18 protein-coding genes are annotated in these 16648 nt (G+C 63.1%); 9 read left to right on the forward strand and 9 right to left on the reverse strand.

The window, feature by feature from the left end; genetic code table 11:
• The first annotated feature begins 3 nt into the window (after positions 1–3).
• From PCO31010_RS20835 to PCO31010_RS26785, 3 genes are all read left to right on the forward strand, one after another.
• On the forward strand, positions 4–966 hold the full coding sequence (locus PCO31010_RS20835) for a PilW family protein (RefSeq protein WP_174984999.1): 963 nt from the start codon (positions 4–6) through the stop codon (positions 964–966).
• Positions 945–1586, forward strand: coding sequence for a pilus assembly PilX family protein (locus tag PCO31010_RS20840; protein ID WP_150665960.1), 642 nt, complete (start codon positions 945–947; stop codon positions 1584–1586). The genes PCO31010_RS20835 and PCO31010_RS20840 overlap by 22 nt, the downstream gene beginning before the upstream one ends.
• A 64-nt stretch (positions 1587–1650) precedes the next feature.
• A complete protein-coding gene (locus PCO31010_RS26785; protein WP_217426186.1) occupies positions 1651–2148 on the forward strand; it encodes a GspH/FimT family pseudopilin in 498 nt (165 codons plus the stop codon).
• A 34-nt stretch (positions 2149–2182) separates the two neighbouring features.
• Here the strand turns inward: PCO31010_RS26785 and PCO31010_RS20850 are convergent, their stop codons facing one another.
• The 3 genes from PCO31010_RS20850 to PCO31010_RS20860 form a co-directional block, all read right to left on the reverse strand.
• Positions 2183–2719 carry a DUF3318 domain-containing protein gene (locus PCO31010_RS20850; protein ID WP_174985002.1) on the reverse strand — a complete coding sequence of 179 codons (537 nt, stop codon included), beginning with the start codon at positions 2717–2719 and terminating at the stop codon, positions 2183–2185.
• A 13-nt stretch (positions 2720–2732) separates the two neighbouring features.
• Positions 2733–3116 carry a phage holin family protein gene (locus tag PCO31010_RS20855; protein WP_046292761.1) on the reverse strand — a complete coding sequence of 128 codons (384 nt, stop codon included), beginning with the start codon at positions 3114–3116 and terminating at the stop codon, positions 2733–2735.
• A gap of 117 nt (positions 3117–3233) precedes the next feature.
• A complete protein-coding gene (locus tag PCO31010_RS20860) occupies positions 3234–3542 on the reverse strand; it encodes an ElaB/YgaM/YqjD family protein (protein ID WP_150665963.1) in 309 nt (102 codons plus the stop codon).
• 215 nt (positions 3543–3757) lie between these two features.
• On the opposite strand from PCO31010_RS20860, the gene PCO31010_RS20865 reads away from it, so the two are divergent.
• Positions 3758–4396 carry a peroxiredoxin gene (locus PCO31010_RS20865; protein ID WP_150577184.1) on the forward strand — a complete coding sequence of 213 codons (639 nt, stop codon included), beginning with the start codon at positions 3758–3760 and terminating at the stop codon, positions 4394–4396.
• Between the two features lie 240 nt (positions 4397–4636).
• Here the strand turns inward: PCO31010_RS20865 and PCO31010_RS20870 are convergent, their stop codons facing one another.
• Positions 4637–5830: an acyl-CoA dehydrogenase gene (locus PCO31010_RS20870; protein WP_150665964.1), complete on the reverse strand. Its 1194-nt coding sequence runs from the start codon at positions 5828–5830 to the stop codon at positions 4637–4639.
• A 193-nt stretch (positions 5831–6023) separates the two neighbouring features.
• Between PCO31010_RS20870 and PCO31010_RS20875 the strand changes: the two genes are divergently transcribed.
• The gene (locus tag PCO31010_RS20875; protein WP_224796617.1) at positions 6024–6872 is read left to right on the forward strand and encodes an IclR family transcriptional regulator; all 849 of its coding nucleotides are present in this window, start codon (positions 6024–6026) and stop codon (positions 6870–6872) included.
• 548 nt (positions 6873–7420) lie between these two features.
• On the opposite strand, the gene kynA is transcribed toward PCO31010_RS20875, so the two are convergent.
• From kynA to PCO31010_RS20900, 5 genes are all read right to left on the reverse strand, one after another.
• Positions 7421–8392, reverse strand: coding sequence for a tryptophan 2,3-dioxygenase (gene kynA / locus PCO31010_RS20880; RefSeq protein ID WP_246184707.1), 972 nt, complete (start codon positions 8390–8392; stop codon positions 7421–7423).
• 16 nt (positions 8393–8408) lie between these two features.
• A complete protein-coding gene (kynU, locus tag PCO31010_RS20885) occupies positions 8409–9662 on the reverse strand; it encodes a kynureninase (RefSeq protein WP_150665965.1) in 1254 nt (417 codons plus the stop codon).
• 67 nt (positions 9663–9729) lie between these two features.
• Entirely contained in the window at positions 9730–10425 is a 696-nt protein-coding gene (gene kynB / locus PCO31010_RS20890; RefSeq protein WP_150665966.1) for an arylformamidase, read from the reverse strand.
• 252 nt (positions 10426–10677) lie between these two features.
• Positions 10678–11148, reverse strand: a complete 471-nt coding sequence (locus tag PCO31010_RS20895) for a MarR family winged helix-turn-helix transcriptional regulator (RefSeq protein WP_150665967.1) — start codon at positions 11146–11148, stop codon at positions 10678–10680.
• 8 nt (positions 11149–11156) lie between these two features.
• Complete coding sequence (locus tag PCO31010_RS20900) at positions 11157–11675, reverse strand: flavin reductase family protein (protein WP_150665968.1); 519 nt, start codon at positions 11673–11675, stop codon at positions 11157–11159.
• Positions 11676–11820: 145 nt separating this feature from the next.
• Here PCO31010_RS20900 and PCO31010_RS20905 point away from each other — a divergent pair, with 145 nt between their 5' ends.
• The 4 genes from PCO31010_RS20905 to PCO31010_RS20920 all read left to right on the forward strand — a co-directional run bounded on the left by PCO31010_RS20905 (position 11821) and on the right by PCO31010_RS20920 (position 16624).
• Positions 11821–12870 carry a 2,5-dihydroxypyridine 5,6-dioxygenase NicX family protein gene (locus PCO31010_RS20905; protein ID WP_150665969.1) on the forward strand — a complete coding sequence of 350 codons (1050 nt, stop codon included), beginning with the start codon at positions 11821–11823 and terminating at the stop codon, positions 12868–12870.
• Positions 12867–13694 carry an alpha/beta fold hydrolase gene (locus PCO31010_RS20910; RefSeq protein ID WP_150665970.1) on the forward strand — a complete coding sequence of 276 codons (828 nt, stop codon included), beginning with the start codon at positions 12867–12869 and terminating at the stop codon, positions 13692–13694. Before PCO31010_RS20905 ends, PCO31010_RS20910 begins: the two co-directional genes overlap by 4 nt.
• A 21-nt stretch (positions 13695–13715) precedes the next feature.
• Entirely contained in the window at positions 13716–14960 is a 1245-nt protein-coding gene (locus PCO31010_RS20915) for an acyl-CoA dehydrogenase family protein (RefSeq protein WP_150665971.1), read from the forward strand.
• 113 nt (positions 14961–15073) lie between these two features.
• On the forward strand, positions 15074–16624 hold the full coding sequence (locus tag PCO31010_RS20920) for a class I adenylate-forming enzyme family protein (RefSeq protein WP_150665972.1): 1551 nt from the start codon (positions 15074–15076) through the stop codon (positions 16622–16624).
• Positions 16625–16648 lie beyond the last annotated feature (24 nt).

Raw genomic sequence — 16648 nt, forward strand, 5'->3', positions numbered from 1 at the left:
CCAATGACTTGTCGTCTACCGTCGGGCAAGCGCCGCATACACGGCTTTACCCTGCTCGAATGGGTGATCGCCATGCCGCTGGGGCTGCTGATCGTGATGGCTGCGACCGCGATCTATCTCGCGGGCATTCGATTGTGGCGCGTGCAGGCGGAGCGATACGAGGTGAACGAGCGTGCTGCCTTCGCGCTGAATCAACTCACGCGTGCTGTCGGCATGGCCGGATATCGAAATTGGGATCCTTTGGAAGGCCCGATCCTCAACGCAGATCGATCTGTTCAACCCGGGCTAGGCGATTGGCCTTCACTGCGAGCCAGTGCGGAATGCGCCAGCACGGTCGACACTTGCCCGAAGCGTGGCTGGCAGGGCAGCACGATGCTGGAGGTGCAGTACCACGGTGCGGGCTTCGGAGACGAAAACGGCAATGGCAACGGCGCGGTACAGAACTGCGGCGGGGCCAGCGTCAGAGCGCGAAGCGATGGTGACGACCGTAACGTCAGTGCATTCTACGTCGATAAAGGCGAAGACGGTGTCCCCTCGCTGTTCTGTCGGTACGGCGACCGGGGATACAAGATCACGACGCTGCGTCCTGCGCAGGTGCTGGTCATCGGTGTCGAGGCGATGTATATCCGGCTGGGCGTGCGTGCGGGGGGAGCCGGTCCATTGCGTTGGATGACACCGGTGAAGAACGCGCGACGCAAGCCTCCAAGCGCGCCGGCTGGGTCCGGTGGCTGGGAGAACGTGAGTGCTGTGGCATTTTCGCTAGTGTTGAGGGGGGCGCCGCGACGTGGGGGAAAACAGCGCGCGGGTCGGACCGTCGAAGTCTTCGATGCGGCGTCCGGTGGTCGTGAGTACAAGTGGCTGACCAATGCCGGAGACGTCCATTTGCATGTGTTCACGGTGGTGGCCTACCGGCGCAACGATGGCGGTATTCGCGAGGAGGCGAAATGGTTGGTGTCTTCATCGTGATGTGGCTCGCCGCCCTGATGGCGCTGGCGGTCTCAGGCATGCAACACCGTGAACTGGCAACCCGCTTCATCGCGTACACGAACGACAGGGTGTTCGCTTTCGGCGCAGCGCACGATGCACTCAGGGCCGCACGCGAGCGATTGGTCGGCGGAGCGGACGCACCGGATATTGCCGCAGCGTACGAGTTCGACGAGGGCCCGCATGGTGTCATCGGTGCGCGTTATCGAGACGGAAGTCGCGAGCCCAATCAAATGGCGGGCTGGGTCGGGATCGGCTGGAACGATGTGCGCGTCGTCTCCGTGAGCAGAGCGCGGTACTTCATCGAGCGAATCGCGTTCACCGAGTATCTGCCGGACGCGCGCGAGGCGAAGGCGGCAAGGGCGTCGCTCGTGCGCCGCTACCGTGTGAGTGCGATGGGATGCGGCAAGTTGCCCGGAACGCGGGTCTTCCTGCAAGCGACTTATGAGGTTCGCGCGTCTCGCGGACGCGCGGCGGCGGGAGGTGCTGCACGGATCTCGTTCTCGTCGCGCAGGTTGAACTGGCGCGAAGTCGCGACCTGGCACGACAGCGCGATAACGACGCAGGTGCCCGGTGCCAGACGCGAGCATTGCGATGCGTGATTGGAGCGGTGCGTCACGACAGCTCGGTAGGCGCGACGGGTTCGATAGGCATGTCGCGCGCCCGATGCGCGGCGTCACGCTGATCGAATGCCTGGTGGCGATGGCGGTGTTTGCTATTGCGCTGTTTGCTGTTGCGCCGTCGATAGAGGCGGTGCGGCGTCGTGTGGCGGTGGAGACGACGGCGCGCGCATTTCTGGCGACGATGCAAGCGGCGCGAGCTGAAGCATTGGGACGGCATCGGCGTATCGCAATCGCGCCGCACGACGGTGTGAGTCTGAACAGCGGTTGGGTGACGTTTGTCGACGAGAACCGAAATCACCGGCTGGATGCGGGCGAGACGCTATTGGGGCGTCATGCGCCGTTGCCGCCAGGCGTGAGCATTGAGGCGAGGTGGGGTTTGTATTACACGCAAGGGCTGGCATTCGCCGAAAGTGGCTTCATCCGGACCGAGGCACGCAAGTGGCTGTCGGGCACGGTGCGCATCGCAGGGCATGATCGACGCATCTGCATCACCATCAACGCCTACGGCCGCGCACGTGTCGCAAAGCATTGCGAAGCGTAGGCGGCCGTATGGGTGAGGGGCGCGAATGCTGGCGTTACATCAACGGCGGGGAACCGCGATCGTTGTCTTTGGCAGATGCAGGTGAAGTTGCGGGATTCGTCGACGTCGCGGCGTCTGTCGAAGCGTCGGTTGGTGTCGACGATCCTTTCGTCGATTCCTGCCAGAGCTTGATGCCTTGCCAGGCGAGCACGCCGAGGCTGCCCCACTTGAGTCCGCGACGGGCGATGCGTCCGACCGGCGTGTGCGAGAGGCCCGTCAGCGCAATCGACGCCACCGAGCTGACGAGCGGATAGCGTTCGAGCAGACCGCCGAGCTTAAGGCCGGAGTTGGCGAGGCCACCGAGGCCGCCGAGTCCGGAGAAGCGGGCGAGACCACCGGGCAACAGGTAGCGAACCCAGCGGAAGTTGCGCAGGCGTTCGCGCGTCACACGCGACGCCTGGATCAGCTCGGCACGCTCGACGGCAATGCGCGTGAGTACGATTTCCTTGCGGATCGCGAGGAGTTCGTGACGGGAGCGTCGCGACTGACGCGGGCGACGCGGTCGTTGAGGATGGTTCTGTTCCAGCGGCACGGGCGGGTCTCCTTCAGTCCGGACGCAGGGCGTCGCGGTCCTTTTCGAACTCGGCCAGTGTGGCTTCGAACGGCATCGGGGCATCGCGCAGAATGTTGCGCGCACGCATGGCGCACCAGCTCGCGAGCAAGAGATACACGACGAAGATGCCGGTCATGGCCTGGAGGCGATAGGTGTCCCAGAAAATGACGATGACCAGCGCGGTCAGCGACACGAGGGCGAGAACACCGAAGAGCATTGCGGCAAGACCGAGAAACGCAACGCCCATCAGGCGTTCCTTCTCTTCGGTCAATTCGATGCCGATGAGTTCGATGCGCGACTGAAGGATCTCGAGCAACGCACCGGCGAGGCGCCGCAGCGAAGGCCGCGGCGGGGTCGTGCGATCATTGTCGGTCATGGGCTGGACGGGGCGGCCCACCCGACCCGTCGCACCGGTCAGGCAGGCTCCGCCTTTGGCAGAGTAGGCGAGAAAGTGACTTGTGCTGGTCGCGCTGACTGCGCGTATTCAGCGAGCTTACTTGCGGTTGAGCAGCAGGCCGATCACCACGCCGATACCGGCGGCGATGCCCACGGCTTGCCACGGATGATCGTGCACGTAGTCGTCAGTTGCGCGAGCGGCCATCTTGCTCTTCTCAACCACGACGACCTGAACGTCCGAGGCTTTTTCCTTGGCTTGCTTGAGCAGCGTGAGGGCCTTGTCGCTCAGTTCGGAGGCGCGCTCGCCGGTCGTGTTGGCAGCTTGCTTGAGCAGGTCTTCGGCGTCAGCCAGTACGGATTTGATATCGGTCATGAACTTCTCCTTGTTGATATGCACTTGCGACATAGTCGTTACCCGTTTCTGGGAGGAAAATGCGGGGGGATGTGCGGCTGATATGGGGGTTATCGTACCGCTTTCAACGCGTCGTTGCCAGAAAACAACAGACGGGCTGCGGTATATTTCCAGAAATCATTTGGAACAAATTTTTTATTCGTTCTGACTAAGCTTAGCATCCTTTAGTCTTGATCCCACTGAGTGAAAGGTTCTCAAGGAGACTGTAAATGACATTGCGTTTGGGTGATATCGCTCCCGACTTCGAGCAGGATTCGTCGATCGGCACGATCAAGTTTCACGAATTCCTCGGCGATGGCTGGGGTGTCCTTTTCTCGCACCCGGCCGACTACACGCCGGTGTGCACGACCGAATTGGGTCTGACTGCAAAACTCAAGGGCGAGTTCGAAAAACGTAACGTGAAGGCCATCGCCTTGTCGGTGGACGATGCGGAGTCGCACAAGGGCTGGATCAGCGACATCAACGAAACGCAGAACACCACGGTCAATTTCCCGATCCTGGCAGACGGCGATCGCAAGGTTTCGCAGCTGTACGACATGATTCACCCGAACGCCAGCGAAACCGTGACGGTGCGCTCGCTGTTCGTGATCGATCCGAAGAAGAAGGTGCGCCTGATCATCACGTACCCGGCAAGCACGGGCCGCAACTTCGACGAGATTCTGCGCGTCATCGATTCGCTGCAACTGACCGACAACTACTCGGTCGCTACGCCGGGCAACTGGAAGGATGGCGAAGACGTGGTGATTGTGCCGTCGCTCAAGGACGAGGCCGTACTGAAGGAGAAATTCCCGAAGGGCTACAAGGCCGTGCGTCCGTATCTGCGCCTCACGCCGCAGCCGAACAAGTAATCGATAAGTAGTCGATAAGTAATCGATAAGTGATGGATGTGCGGTCGCATGACGATGCGCCGCACATGTCGCAGCAAGAAACGAAAAAGCCAGCTCGCATGAGCTGGCTTTTTTGTTGGGTACGCGCCGTCACTCGTTGGATTGACGGCCCGCGACATGCGGCTCGAGAAACGACGCGTACCTAACAACGTTGCAGAGAAGTAGGCGCGATTTCGCGCCCACTTCTCAAACTTCAGGGAATCAGAAGAACGCCTGAATACCCGTTTGTGCGCGACCCAGAATCAGGGCGTGGATGTCGTGCGTGCCTTCGTAGGTGTTGACCACTTCGAGGTTCACGAGATGGCGGGCGATGCCGAACTCGTCCGAGATACCGTTGCCGCCGAGCATGTCGCGGGCCAGACGCGCCACGTCGAGTGCCTTGCCGCACGAGTTGCGCTTCATGATCGAGGTGATCTCGACCGCCGCCGTGCCTTCGTCCTTCATGCGACCCAGACGCAGGCAGCCTTGCAGGCCCAGCGTGATTTCCGTCTGCATGTCGGCCAGCTTCTTCTGGATCAGCTGGTTGGCGGCGAGCGGGCGACCGAACTGCTGACGATCGAGCACATACTGACGTGCCATGTGCCAGCAGAACTCAGCGGCGCCCAGTGCGCCCCAGGCGATGCCGTAGCGGGCCGAGTTCAGGCACGTGAACGGCCCCTTCAGACCGGAGACGCCCGGCATCAGGTTCTCTTCCGGCACGAAGACCTGATCCATCACGATCTCGCCGGTGATGGACGCACGCAGGCCGACCTTGCCGTGAATCGCGGGGGCCGACAGACCCTTCCAGTCTTTTTCCAGAATGAAGCCGCGGATCTTCTCTTCGCCGCTCTCGTCGGCGAGCTTGCCCCAGACGACGAAGACATCGGCGATGGGCGAATTCGTGATCCACATCTTGCTGCCGCTCAGTTCATAACCACCGGCGACCTTCTTGGCGCGCGTGGTCATGCCCGCCGGGTCCGAACCGTGGTTCGGCTCGGTCAGACCGAAGCAGCCGATCCATTCGCCGCTGGCGAGCTTCGGCAGGTACTTCTGCTTCTGCGCTTCGCTGCCGAACTCATAGATCGGGACCATGACCAGCGACGACTGCACGGACATCATTGAGCGATAGCCCGAATCCACGCGCTCGACTTCGCGGGCGATCAGGCCGTAGGCCACATAGTTCAGACCGGGGCCGCCATATTGTTCGGGGATCGTCGGGCCGAGCAGACCGATCTCGCCCATCTCGCGAAAGATCGATGCGTCGGTGCGCTCGTGACGGAACGCTTCGAGCACACGCGGCGCGAGCTTGTCGTTCGCATACGCAGCGGCCGCGTCGCGAATCATGCGCTCGTCGGTGGTGAGCTGCGCGTCGAGCAACAGCGGATCTTCCCAGTGAAACTGTGCATTGCCTGCCATGACCCATCTCCTCCAATCAACTTGACGAAAGTTCCGCAATGCGGAACAATGTTCTGAAATCGAAGTTAGTTTAACACTAAAATTTTTCGCCGGGCAACGGCCAGTGCATGCACTGGCCGAATCTGTTTGATCTTGTCCGATCCTGCTTGCCCGGTATGTTCAAAGTGACTGTGAAGTCGATGCGGAGTGCGCGATGGCTGTGATCAAAACGTCCCTGTCTGCCCTTACCGGTGCGCCGGCTCATGGTGTGTCGCCGTCGCACGACGAGCGCAAGTTCGTCACGGCGTTGGCACGAGGCCTCGAACTGCTGCGCGCCTTCGGGCCGGACGACATGCTGCTCGGCAACCGCGATTTCGCAGCGCGCACGGGCTTGCCGAAAGCGACGGTGAGCCGTCTGGCCTACACCCTCACCGAACTCGGCTACCTGCGTTACGACGTTGACCTGGGCAAATATGCACTGGACGCGGGCGTGCTGGCCCTCGGCTATGCCTTCCTGAACGGCACCGATATGCTGACGCTGGCGCGTCCTCATATGCGCGCGCTTGCCAAAGAAATGGGATGTTCGATCTCCCTCGGCTGTCGAGAGGGCGTGGACATGATGTATCTGGAGACGATTCGCAGCGACTCCGCGCATCTCACGCTGGGTCTGACGGCAGGCTCCCGCCTGTCGATGCTGACCAGTTCGATGGGGCGCGTCTACCTCGCGGCCATGACGCCGACCGAGCGCGAGACGATGCTCTCGGATCTGCACGATGCCTACGACGCCAATCCCGCCGCACTGCGCAATGTCGGCTGGGATGCCCTGCAATCGGGCGTCGACAAGGGGATCGAATCCTACAAGCGGGAAGGGCTCTGCTACTCGTTTCGCGAGTGGCATGAAGGCGTCAACGCCGTCGCCGTGCCACTTCGCGACATCCGGCAGAACCGTTGGCTCGCGATCAGTTGCAGCGGGCCGTCCTCCTCGATTCCGGATTCGGTGTTTCGGGATGAGATCGGACCCCGATTGAAACAGTTGGCCGCTCGGCTGAGTGGAAACGCTTAATCGGTCTGTGGTTAATCGGGTTGGGTGTCGCCCGCGGCGCTCCACTACCTTTTAAGTCGCACCGCGGGCGACACCCAACCCGATTCTTCACCGCTATCGATGCGACGACACCGAACGGTCGATCACCGCTCCCGGTTTCGGGAGGAGATCAAACCCCGATTGAAACAATTGGCCGCTCGTCTGAGCGGAAACGCTTAATCGGTCTGTGGTTAATCGGGTTGAGTGTCGCCCGCGGCGCTCCACTACCTTTTAAGTCGCACCGCGGGCGACACCCAACCCGATTCTTTACCGCTATCGATGCGACGACACCGAACGGTCGATCACCGCACGGGGTTTTCGGACATCCGATGGCGGTGATTGTCCGGCCCCTGACGTAGCGACTTAAAAGGTTTTGGAGCGGAGTCAGGGGCCGGGCAAGCGCCGCTGCCCCGGGCATGTGACAAGGGTGCTAAGCGCATTCCAACGATCGGGTAAACGAACAAACGCCGTTGCCCGGGCATCGGGCAACGGCGCTCACTGAATCTAAGCGACCCGTTCCAACCAAACCATTACAGCAATGTCCGCACGTGCCAAAGCTCGGGGAACAACACCACGTCGAGCATCTTGCGCAGATACGGCGCGCCATTGGTACCGCCGGTCCCTTGCTTGAAGCCGATGATGCGCTCAACCGTAGTCACATGACGGAAGCGCCACTGACGGAAAGCGTCCTCGAGATCAACCAGTTCTTCGGCCATCTCGTATAGCTCCCAGTGTTGCGACGGGTTGCGATACACCTCAAGCCACGCGGCTTCGACGGTCGTGTCGTGCGGCGTCGGCTTCGTCCAGTCACGCTCCAGACGCTCCGGTGCAATCGCAAAGCCGCGACGTGCGAGCAGACGCACCACTTCGTCATAGAACGACGGCGCGTTGAGCGCAGCTTCGACCTGCTGATACAGGTCCGGGCGATGCGAATGTGGCGCAAGCATCGCCGCATTCTTGTTGCCCAGCATGAACTCCAGAATGCGGTACTGATACGACTGGAAGCCCGACGAGCTACCCAGCGACGGACGCATCGACGAATACTCCGACGGCGTCATCGTCGCCAGCACGCTCCACGCCTGCACCAACTGCTCAAGAATACGCGACACACGCGCCAGCATCTTGAACGCCGGTGGCAGTTCGTCGTTATGAACGGCTGTGCGCGCTGCCTGCAACTCGTACAGCGCGAGCTTCATCCACAGTTCACTCGTCTGATGCTGGATGATGAACAGCATCTCGTTGTGATCCGTCGAACGCGGATGCTGCGCATTCAGAATCGGATCGAGCGACAGGTAGTCGCCATAGCTCATGCTCTTCGAGAAATCGAGCTGCGCGTCGTGCCACTGCGTGGCGTTGGCAGACGTGCTGGCGGACGTGGCGGACGCACCGCCAGTCGCTTCGCTTCCATGCCCGAACGGGCACCCGCCCTGAGCGGGCGAGGCGGATGAAGATGCGCTCGAGTCAGACGTCGGCGTCGTGGCCTTGGGGGACGGCTTGGTCATGCTGACAACTCCTCGCTCAGGTCACCGCGCCACGGCGGTGGAACTCGGGCTTGTCCCACGAACCGGTGCTCAGCACGTCGCGCAGAATCTCGACCGAATCCCACACGTCGGCAAAGCTCGTGTACAGCGGCGTCATGCCGAAACGCATGATGCGCGGCTCGCGGTAGTCGCCGATCACGCCGCGCGCAATCAGTGCCTGAATCACGGCGAAACCTTCCGGATGCTCGAAGCTCACCTGCGAACCACGCGACGCATGATCGCGCGGCGTCACCAGCGTCAGCGGGAATTCGGCGCAACGCTCTTCGACCAGCTTGATGAACAGGTCCGTCAGCGCGAGCGACTTGCGACGCAATGCGTCCATCGACGTCTGCGCAAAAATGTCCAGACCACATTGCACCAGCGACAGCGAGACGATTGGCTGCGTGCCGCACAGGTAACGGCCGATGCCGTCGTCCGGCGTGTACTCCGGCGTCATCGCGAACGGCGTGCGGTGGCCCCACCAGCCCGACAGCGGCTGCCAGAACGTGTCCTGATGCTTCTTGTTGACCCACACGAACGCAGGCGAACCCGGGCCGCCGTTCAGGTACTTGTACGTGCAACCCACCGCGTAATCGGCGTCAGCACCGTTCAGATCGACCGGCACCGCGCCCGCCGAGTGGCACAGATCCCACACCGCGAGCGCGCCGCTCGCATGAATCTCGGCCGTGCGCGCTTTCATGTCGTACATGGCGCCCGTGCGGTAGTTCACGTGCGTGAGCAGCACCACGGCGACGTCGTCGCCCAGCGCGCTTTGCAGTTCGTCCGGCGAGTCGATCAGACGCAGCGAGTAACCGTCGTCGAGCAGACGCGTCAGCCCCTGCACGATGTACAGATCCGTCGGGAAGTTGCTGCGCTCGGAGATCACGACGCGGCGCTTGGGCGAGCGCTGACGTTGTGCGTCGAGCGCGGCGGCCATCACCTTGAAGAGGTTGCTCGACGTGGTGTCCGTCACCACGACTTCGCCCTTGCCTGCACCGATGATCGGGGCAAGGTTGTCGCCGAGCGTGCGCGGCAACGCGAACCAGTCGGCTTCGTTCCAGCTACGAATAAGGCCCACGCCCCATTCGCCGGTAATCACTTCCTGCGCACGCTTTGCCGACGCGATCGGACGCGCGCCCAGCGAGTTGCCGTCGAGATAGATCACATCCTTGGGCAGGTCGAATTGCGCGCGCAGCGGCGCAAGGGCATCGGCCGCGTCGAGGGCCAGACAATCGTTGCGAGAAGACGTCATGGTTTGCGTAGTTGAGTAATGAGTAAAAGCGTTGGATGAAAAAAGAAAACCGTGTGTGCCGCGATGCTCAGAGGGCGCGAAGCACTGCGCGCACCGGACTCGCATCGAGCCGCATGAACTTCAGCGGCAGCGCGATGAGTTCGTAATCGGCTGGCGCGATGGCGTCGAGCACCAGCCCTTCGAGGATCGCCATGCGATGCGCACGAATGCGGTGATGCGCGTCCATCGTCTTGCTCTGCTGCGGATCGAGCGAGGGCGTATCGATGCCCACGAGCTTCACACCATGCGACGCCAGCAAATCGATCGTCTCCGGAGCGACGGCGCAAAACTCGCTGTCCCAGCGCGAGACGGGCGCTTGCGTGTAGGTGCGCAACAGCACGCGCGGCGGAACGTTGGCGAGGTGCGGCGCGACCATCTCTGGCGTGACGACCGGCGACGCCCCAATGCAATGGATCACGCGGCACGGCCCCAGATACGTCTGAAGGTCGACTTCGCCGATGCAAACGCCCGCGTCGTCGTAATGACGCGGCGCATCGGCATGCGCGCCAGTGTGCGGCGAGAGCGTGATGCGGCCCACGTTGACCGGGCAGCCGGGACCGATCTGCCAGACGGCTTCCTCGGTCAGCGGCGTGTCGCCGGGCCATACGGGGGTGTCTGCTGACAAGGGCGCGCTGATGTCCCACACGCGACGCTCGGTCGTGGTGGCCACTTCTGCGGGGAGGGCCGCTGTATTCGGAGCTTCCGGAGCGTTCGAAACGTTCATACGCAAGCGCTTGATAAGGCGCGTTTTGTGGAGGAAGAAGTCCCAGATAGTGTAGGAAATTCTTCGCCGCAGGTGCTTGCGTATTCGAATGGCCGGGCAGGCTGAATTGAAATCAGGCAAACATTTATGCCGATTTCGTGGTGGATTATTTTAAGTTTTGCGAATTTGATCGAATTCGATGCGAGTTCGCCCAAATTCGTCGGCGGGGTAATACGGGGGGAGGAGGAGAGGGGCGGTGGACGGCGAAGGCGACTAGCGTCGATGTGTCATCTGGTGGATGAGCTCGCGCAGTGCCTCCTTGAGTTGTGCCGACTGCGTCTCGCCGAATCGCGCGAGCACGCTCGCCTCATGATGTCGCGCACCCGCCAGCAGCGGGGTGACGTGGGCGATGCCCGCGTCGGTGAGCGAGACCAGCGATTGCCGACGGTCAGTGGCGCTCTCGCCCCGAACGACGTCGCCCGACGCTTCGAGCCGATCGATGACCTTGGTGACGGTCGGCTGCTTGGCGAGCACGATGTCCGCCAGTTGATTGATGGTGCGCGCCTGCCCGTCGGACAGCGTGGCCAGCACACGCCACTCCAGCACGCCGAGATCGGCAGCGGCCACTTCTCGATGAAACTCGTCCGACACGAGCGCGCTCGCGCGGGCGAGCAGATACAGCAGATAGTCGTCGACGAACGGCGTGTCGGATGAAGTCGGGGTGGCTGGCCGCGCAGCGGACATGATGTGCCTCAGCCCAGCGACTGCGGCTTGTGGAAGCCACCGGCGTGGAAGATCAGGGGCATGCGCTCAGCAACATCCGTATGCACGCCGCAACGCTCCACTTCACCCACGAAGATGACGTGATCGCCTTCGTCGTAACGGCTGCGGTTGTGGCATTCGAACCAGGCGAGTGCGCCGTCCAGCACCGGCGTGCCCGACGCCGACAGCGTGTACGGCACGCCCGCGAACCGGTCGCCCTTCATCGTCGCGAAGCGCTTGCACAGATCGAGCTGGTCGGCAGCGAGCACGTTCACAGCGTAATGTGTGTTCTCACGGAACACGGGCATGCTGCCCGCACGCGTGGCAAGACTCCACAAGATGAGCGGCGGCGTGAGCGACACCGAATTGAACGAACTGGCGGTGATGCCGATGAGCGAGCCGTCGTCGGCCCGCGTGGTGATCACGGTGACACCGGTCGCAAATTGACCGAGCGCACTGCGAAAAGCTGCGCTGTCGAATTCAGGCGCCGAAGCGCGATTGGCGTTCACTTTCCCTGCACTCCCGTCCGGCTAATTTGATCGGGTTGATTTGTATGAATATTCATATACTATGGCACGAACAACAGATCGACAAGACGCGTGACGGCCAACGTTGCCCGGCAAGGGCGCAAGGGTCAGACGCTCAGGAGACGATATGCTGATCGAGCGAATCGAGCATAAGTGGATCGACGTATTTGCCGAGACCTTGCGGCGCTGCGACATACGACCCGGTGATGTGGTGGCGATTGTAGCTGAAACGCAATCCCGGCCTATCAATGTGGAATTGGCGCAGTTGGCCGTCGAGGCGCTTGGCGCAAGGCCGTTCCGGCTGGTGGTGCCCAGTGCGCGTGTCAGTGCACCCGTGCCGGTGCGCTCGACCGGAGCAAGCGACGCGCTGGGGCAACTGGCCCCCGTCGTGGCGGCCCTCAAGGCGGCGACGCTCGTCGTCGATTGCACCGTCGAAGGCCTGTTACATGCCCCCGAACTGCCCGAGATCCTGGGCGGCGGCGCGCGCGTGCTGATGGTGTCCAACGAACATCCCGAGATTCTGGAGCGCTGCGCCACCGACCCGGCGCTGGAGCCGAAAGTGCGCGCCGCGATCAAGCGTTTGCGCAGTGCAGCAGAAATGCATGTGACGTCCGCTGCCGGCACCGATTTGCGCATCGGACTTCGCGACGCGCGTGTGGGGGGCGTCTGGGGCTGGTGCGCCAAACCGGGGCAGGTCGCGCATTGGCCCGGGGGCCTCGCGCTGGCGTTTCCCGCCGCGCATAGCGTCAACGGCCAGCTCGTGCTCGCGCCGGGCGACATCAATCTCACCTTCAAACAATACTTGCGCGATCGCATCGCGCTCACCGTCGAGGACGACTATGTCGTGGCCATCGACGGAGAGGGTGTGGACGTTGATCTCATGCGCGATTACTTCGCCGCGTGGGGCGATCGCGAGGCGTATGCCGTGTCGCACGTCGGCTTCGGGCTGAACCCGCGCGCCCGCTGGGATGCACTCGCCTGCTACGACAAGCGCGACTGCAACGGCACGGAGCAGCGCGCCTTCGCAGGCAACTTCCTCTACTCGACGGGAGCCAACGAGGTGGCGGGCCGCCACACGCTGGGTCACTTCGATCTGCCGTTGCGTAAATGCACGATCGCCCTCGACGGCGACGTCGTTGTGCGTGACGGGCAACTGCAAGGCGAATTCGCATCATGACGTCGCACGCAAGGGCTGTGCCCGCCTACCGGGAGGCGGGCGACGGTCCACTCACGCTCGTCCTGCTGCATGGCATTGGCGGCAACCGTCACGTCTGGCCCGAGCAGTTCGACACGTTCGTCGCTGCCGGTTATCGGGTCGTGGCGTGGGACATGCCGGGTTACGGCGACAGCGCCATGCCCGCAGAACCAACGATGGCGGCGCTTGCCGATAGCCTTCGCGCGTTGCTCGATAGATTGCGTTCGACGTCGCCCGCATCGGAGGCGCCACGCTTTGTCCTCGTCGGACACAGCATGGGCGGCATGGTCGTGCAGGAATTGATGGCGCGCGGCGCACCCGCGACCCGCGACGTCGCTGGGCTCGTGTTGTGCGGCACGTCACCGGCTTTCGGCAAGCCCGACGGCGACTTCCAGCGCGAGTTCGTGCGTCAGCGCACTGCACCGCTCGACGAGGGTAAGACCCTGCGCGAGATGGCCGAAGCGATCGTGCCGGGCATGCTCGGCGAGCCCGATGACGCGACACGCGCGAGCGCACACGCACTGGCCGTCGACGCAATGGGCGCGCTCACACCGCCCGCCTATCGCGCCGCGTTGCAAGCACTCGTCGGCTTCGAGCAGCGCGCGGCACTTGCGCGTCTGAACGTGCCGGTGTTGCTGATCGCGGGCGAACACGACACCAATGCGCCGCCGAAAGTGATGGCGCGCATGGCCGAGTCGATTCCCGACGCCCACTACGTCTGCCTGCCCGGCGCAGGCCATCTCATGAATCTGACACACCCGGCTGCCTTCGACGCCGAGGTGCGCACCTTCCTCGCAACGCTCTAGAACAAACATCAGGAGACAACCGTGGCCTATCAGCCTCCCTCGATCGTCGGCGAGCACTTCCCGCTCACGGACAAGCAGCGGCGCCTGCTGGCGCTGGCAGAACAGGTCGGCCGTGAGTCGCTCGCCCCGCGCGCCGCGCGCTGGGACCGCGAAGCGTCGTTCCCGTTCGAGAACTACGACGACATGCGCGCCGCCGGTCTGCTGAAGTTGTGCATCCCGGAAGAAGACGGTGGGTTGGGCGCTGACTTCGCCACGTACATGATGGTGTCCGCCGAGCTGGGCCGCCATTGCGGCGCGACCGCGCTCACGTTCAACATGCATACGTGCTCGATGATGTGGACCGGCATTTTGTCGGACGATCTCGACATGACGCCCGAACAACGCGCTGAGCACGCGGGCTATCGCAAGCATCACTTCGAACGTGTGATTCAGGACGGCGCGATCTACGCGCAGCCGTTCTCCGAAGGCAGCGCGGCGGCCGCAGGCAAAGCGCCGTTCGGCACCACGGCGACGAAGGTCGACGGCGGCTGGATGATCAACGGTCGCAAGATCTTCGCATCGCTCTCCGGTGCGGCGAATTACTACGGCGTGCTGTGCACGGAAGACAAGCCCGAACTGTCGATGAAGGACACCTTCTACATCGCCGTGCCGGGCAACGCCCCGGGCGTGACCGTCACCGGCGACTGGGATCCGCTCGGCATGCGCGGCACCGTCTCGCGTACGCTGCTCTTCAAGGACGTGTTCGTCCCGGACGAACTGCAACTGATGCCGCGCGGCGTCTACTATCAGGCTGCGAGCCGCTGGCCGCATATGTTCATGACGCTTGCGCCGACCTATATGGGGATCGCGCAGGCCGCGTACGACTTCACCGTCAAATATCTGCGTGGCGAAGCCGAAGGCATGGGCGCGCCGGTCAAGCGTCGCATGTACCCGACCAAGCAGATCGCCGTCGCGCAGATGCACATCATGCTGGAGCAAACGCGCGCGCTGTTCCTGCGGGCTTTGCAGGACGGTCGAGCCGATCCGGGCAAGGAGGCCCGCCTGCGCGCGTATGCAGCGCAGTACACGATCATGGAGAATGCCAACGAGTTGTGCCGTCTCGCGATTCGCACGTGCGGCGGGCAGTCGATGCTCAAGACCTTGCCGCTCGAACGCATGTATCGCGATTCGCGTTGCGGCGCGCTGATGTTGCCGTGGACGGCCGAGCTGTGCCTCGATCGCATTGGCCGCGAAGCGTTGTACGAGCCGGGCGAGCGCGACGAGTAAGCCATCCCGGGGCGAGGCGATTGCGTTGCCCATTCGGAATGCAGTGGTTCAGCGAATCGGCGAGGTCGCCAGGTGGCGATTACCTCGCCGTCTCTCTTGTGACGGAGAAGAAGTTGACGCCTTTTGTAGAAGCGCTTGCCCGTCATGCGCGCGCCACGCCCAAACGGCTGGCGCTGCGCTGCGGTTTCGGTGACGAAGCTCTCACGACAGACTACGCCGCGCTGTGGCGACGCGTCGAGCGCGTCGGCGGCCATCTGCGCGAGACGTGGCGCATCGCCCCGGGCGACCGCGTTGCCTGTCTCGGTTTGAACGACGAATTGCAACTGGCGCTGCTGTTCGCCTGCGCGCGCGCCGGTGCCATCTTTCTGCCGTTGAACTTTCGGCTCGCCGTGCCTGAGCTGGCCGCCATCGTGCGTCATGCGGGCGTGCGCGTGCTGTGGTTCGACGCCGTCCATCGCGACGCTGCACGTCAGATTCGCGACCTGCTCGAACAGGACGCCATCACCGATCTGCCGCCGCCCGCCATCGCGCCCATCGACGGCCTGATTGCGGTACCGTCGGTCAAGCCGGTCAACTACCCGGACGTGTCGGCCGATGCGCCTGTGCTGCTCGCCTACACGTCGGGCACGACAGGCGAACCCAAGGGCGCATTGCACACGCAGGCCGGGCTGCTGGCCAATGCCGAGGCAAGCTGGTGGTCGCACGACATGCGTGCCGACGATCACATTCTTTCGACGCTGCCGATGTTTCACGTCGGCGGTCTGTGCATTCAGACGCTGCCCGCGCTGCTTTGCGGTGCGAGCGTCACCTTGCATCCGCGCTTCGATCCGGCGGCGTGGCTCGCCGACGTCGCACGGCATCGTCCGACGCTCTCGCTGATGGTGCCCGCCACCATGCGCGCCGTGCAGACGCACCCCGCGTGGGGCTCGAGCGATCTCTCGTCGTTGCGGGGTGTGATGGCGGGATCGAGCGTCGTGCCGATGTCCGCCATCGATGCCTTCCACGCGCGGGGTATTCCGCTCGGGCAGGTGTATGGCGCAACGGAGACGGGGCCGGTGTCCATCGCATTGCGCTTCGGCGAGGCGAAGGCGCACCCCGGCGCGGTGGGGCGTGCGTGTCCCGGCGTGGAAGTGCGTCTGGTCGACCCGGCGGGGCAGGACGTGTCACCCGGTGACGTCGGCGAAATTCTCGTGCGGGCACCGAACGTGATGCGCGAGTACTGGCGTGCGCCCAGTCACGTGTCGTTCGCCGAAGGCTGGTTCCACTCCGGCGATCTGGCGCGCTTGCGCGTGGACGGTTGCTTCGAAGTCGTCGGCCGCAGCAAGGACATGATCATCTCGGGCGGCGAGAACATCTATCCCGCCGAAATCGAGAACGCGCTGGTCGATTGCCCGGGCGTGCTCGAAGCGTCGGTCGTCGGCGTGCCGGACGAACGCTGGGGCGAAGTGCCGGTCGCCGTGGTCGTGGCAACACCGCAAGCGGGTGCGACCCAGACCTCCGTACTCGACTTTCTCGGCACACGCATCGCGCGCTTCAAACTGCCGCGACGCGTCGTCATTTTTGAGAGCCTGCCCAAGAGCGCACTTGGGAAAGTGCAGAAACCGATTCTCATCGAGTGGCTATCGGATGCGCCGAATTCGCAAATGACTACCAAGAGTCGCTAATCAGAAGCTTTATTCAAATTTTGC

Source organism: Pandoraea commovens, from assembly GCF_902459615.1.
In the GTDB taxonomy this organism is placed as follows: domain Bacteria; phylum Pseudomonadota; class Gammaproteobacteria; order Burkholderiales; family Burkholderiaceae; genus Pandoraea; species Pandoraea commovens.

Bases quoted from the DNA above. Each gene is read 5' to 3' on its own strand.
- kynU (WP_150665965.1), bottom strand. From the start codon at position 9,662: ATGACGTCTTCTCGCAACGATTGTCTGGCCCTCGACGCGGCCGATGCC.
- kynB (WP_150665966.1), bottom strand. From the start codon at position 10,425: ATGAACGTTTCGAACGCTCCGGAAGCTCCGAATACAGCGGCCCTCCCC.
- kynA (WP_246184707.1), bottom strand. From the start codon at position 8,392: ATGACCAAGCCGTCCCCCAAGGCCACGACGCCGACGTCTGACTCGAGC.
- PCO31010_RS26785 (WP_217426186.1), top strand. From the start codon at position 1,651: ATGCGCGGCGTCACGCTGATCGAATGCCTGGTGGCGATGGCGGTGTTT.
- PCO31010_RS20875 (WP_224796617.1), top strand. From the start codon at position 6,024: ATGGCTGTGATCAAAACGTCCCTGTCTGCCCTTACCGGTGCGCCGGCT.
- PCO31010_RS20895 (WP_150665967.1), bottom strand. From the start codon at position 11,148: ATGTCCGCTGCGCGGCCAGCCACCCCGACTTCATCCGACACGCCGTTC.
- PCO31010_RS20865 (WP_150577184.1), top strand. From the start codon at position 3,758: ATGACATTGCGTTTGGGTGATATCGCTCCCGACTTCGAGCAGGATTCG.
- PCO31010_RS20840 (WP_150665960.1), top strand. From the start codon at position 945: ATGGTTGGTGTCTTCATCGTGATGTGGCTCGCCGCCCTGATGGCGCTG.
- PCO31010_RS20905 (WP_150665969.1), top strand. From the start codon at position 11,821: ATGCTGATCGAGCGAATCGAGCATAAGTGGATCGACGTATTTGCCGAG.
- PCO31010_RS20870 (WP_150665964.1), bottom strand. From the start codon at position 5,830: ATGGCAGGCAATGCACAGTTTCACTGGGAAGATCCGCTGTTGCTCGAC.
- PCO31010_RS20910 (WP_150665970.1), top strand. From the start codon at position 12,867: ATGACGTCGCACGCAAGGGCTGTGCCCGCCTACCGGGAGGCGGGCGAC.
- PCO31010_RS20855 (WP_046292761.1), bottom strand. From the start codon at position 3,116: ATGACCGACAATGATCGCACGACCCCGCCGCGGCCTTCGCTGCGGCGC.
- PCO31010_RS20835 (WP_174984999.1), top strand. From the start codon at position 4: ATGACTTGTCGTCTACCGTCGGGCAAGCGCCGCATACACGGCTTTACC.
- PCO31010_RS20860 (WP_150665963.1), bottom strand. From the start codon at position 3,542: ATGTCGCAAGTGCATATCAACAAGGAGAAGTTCATGACCGATATCAAA.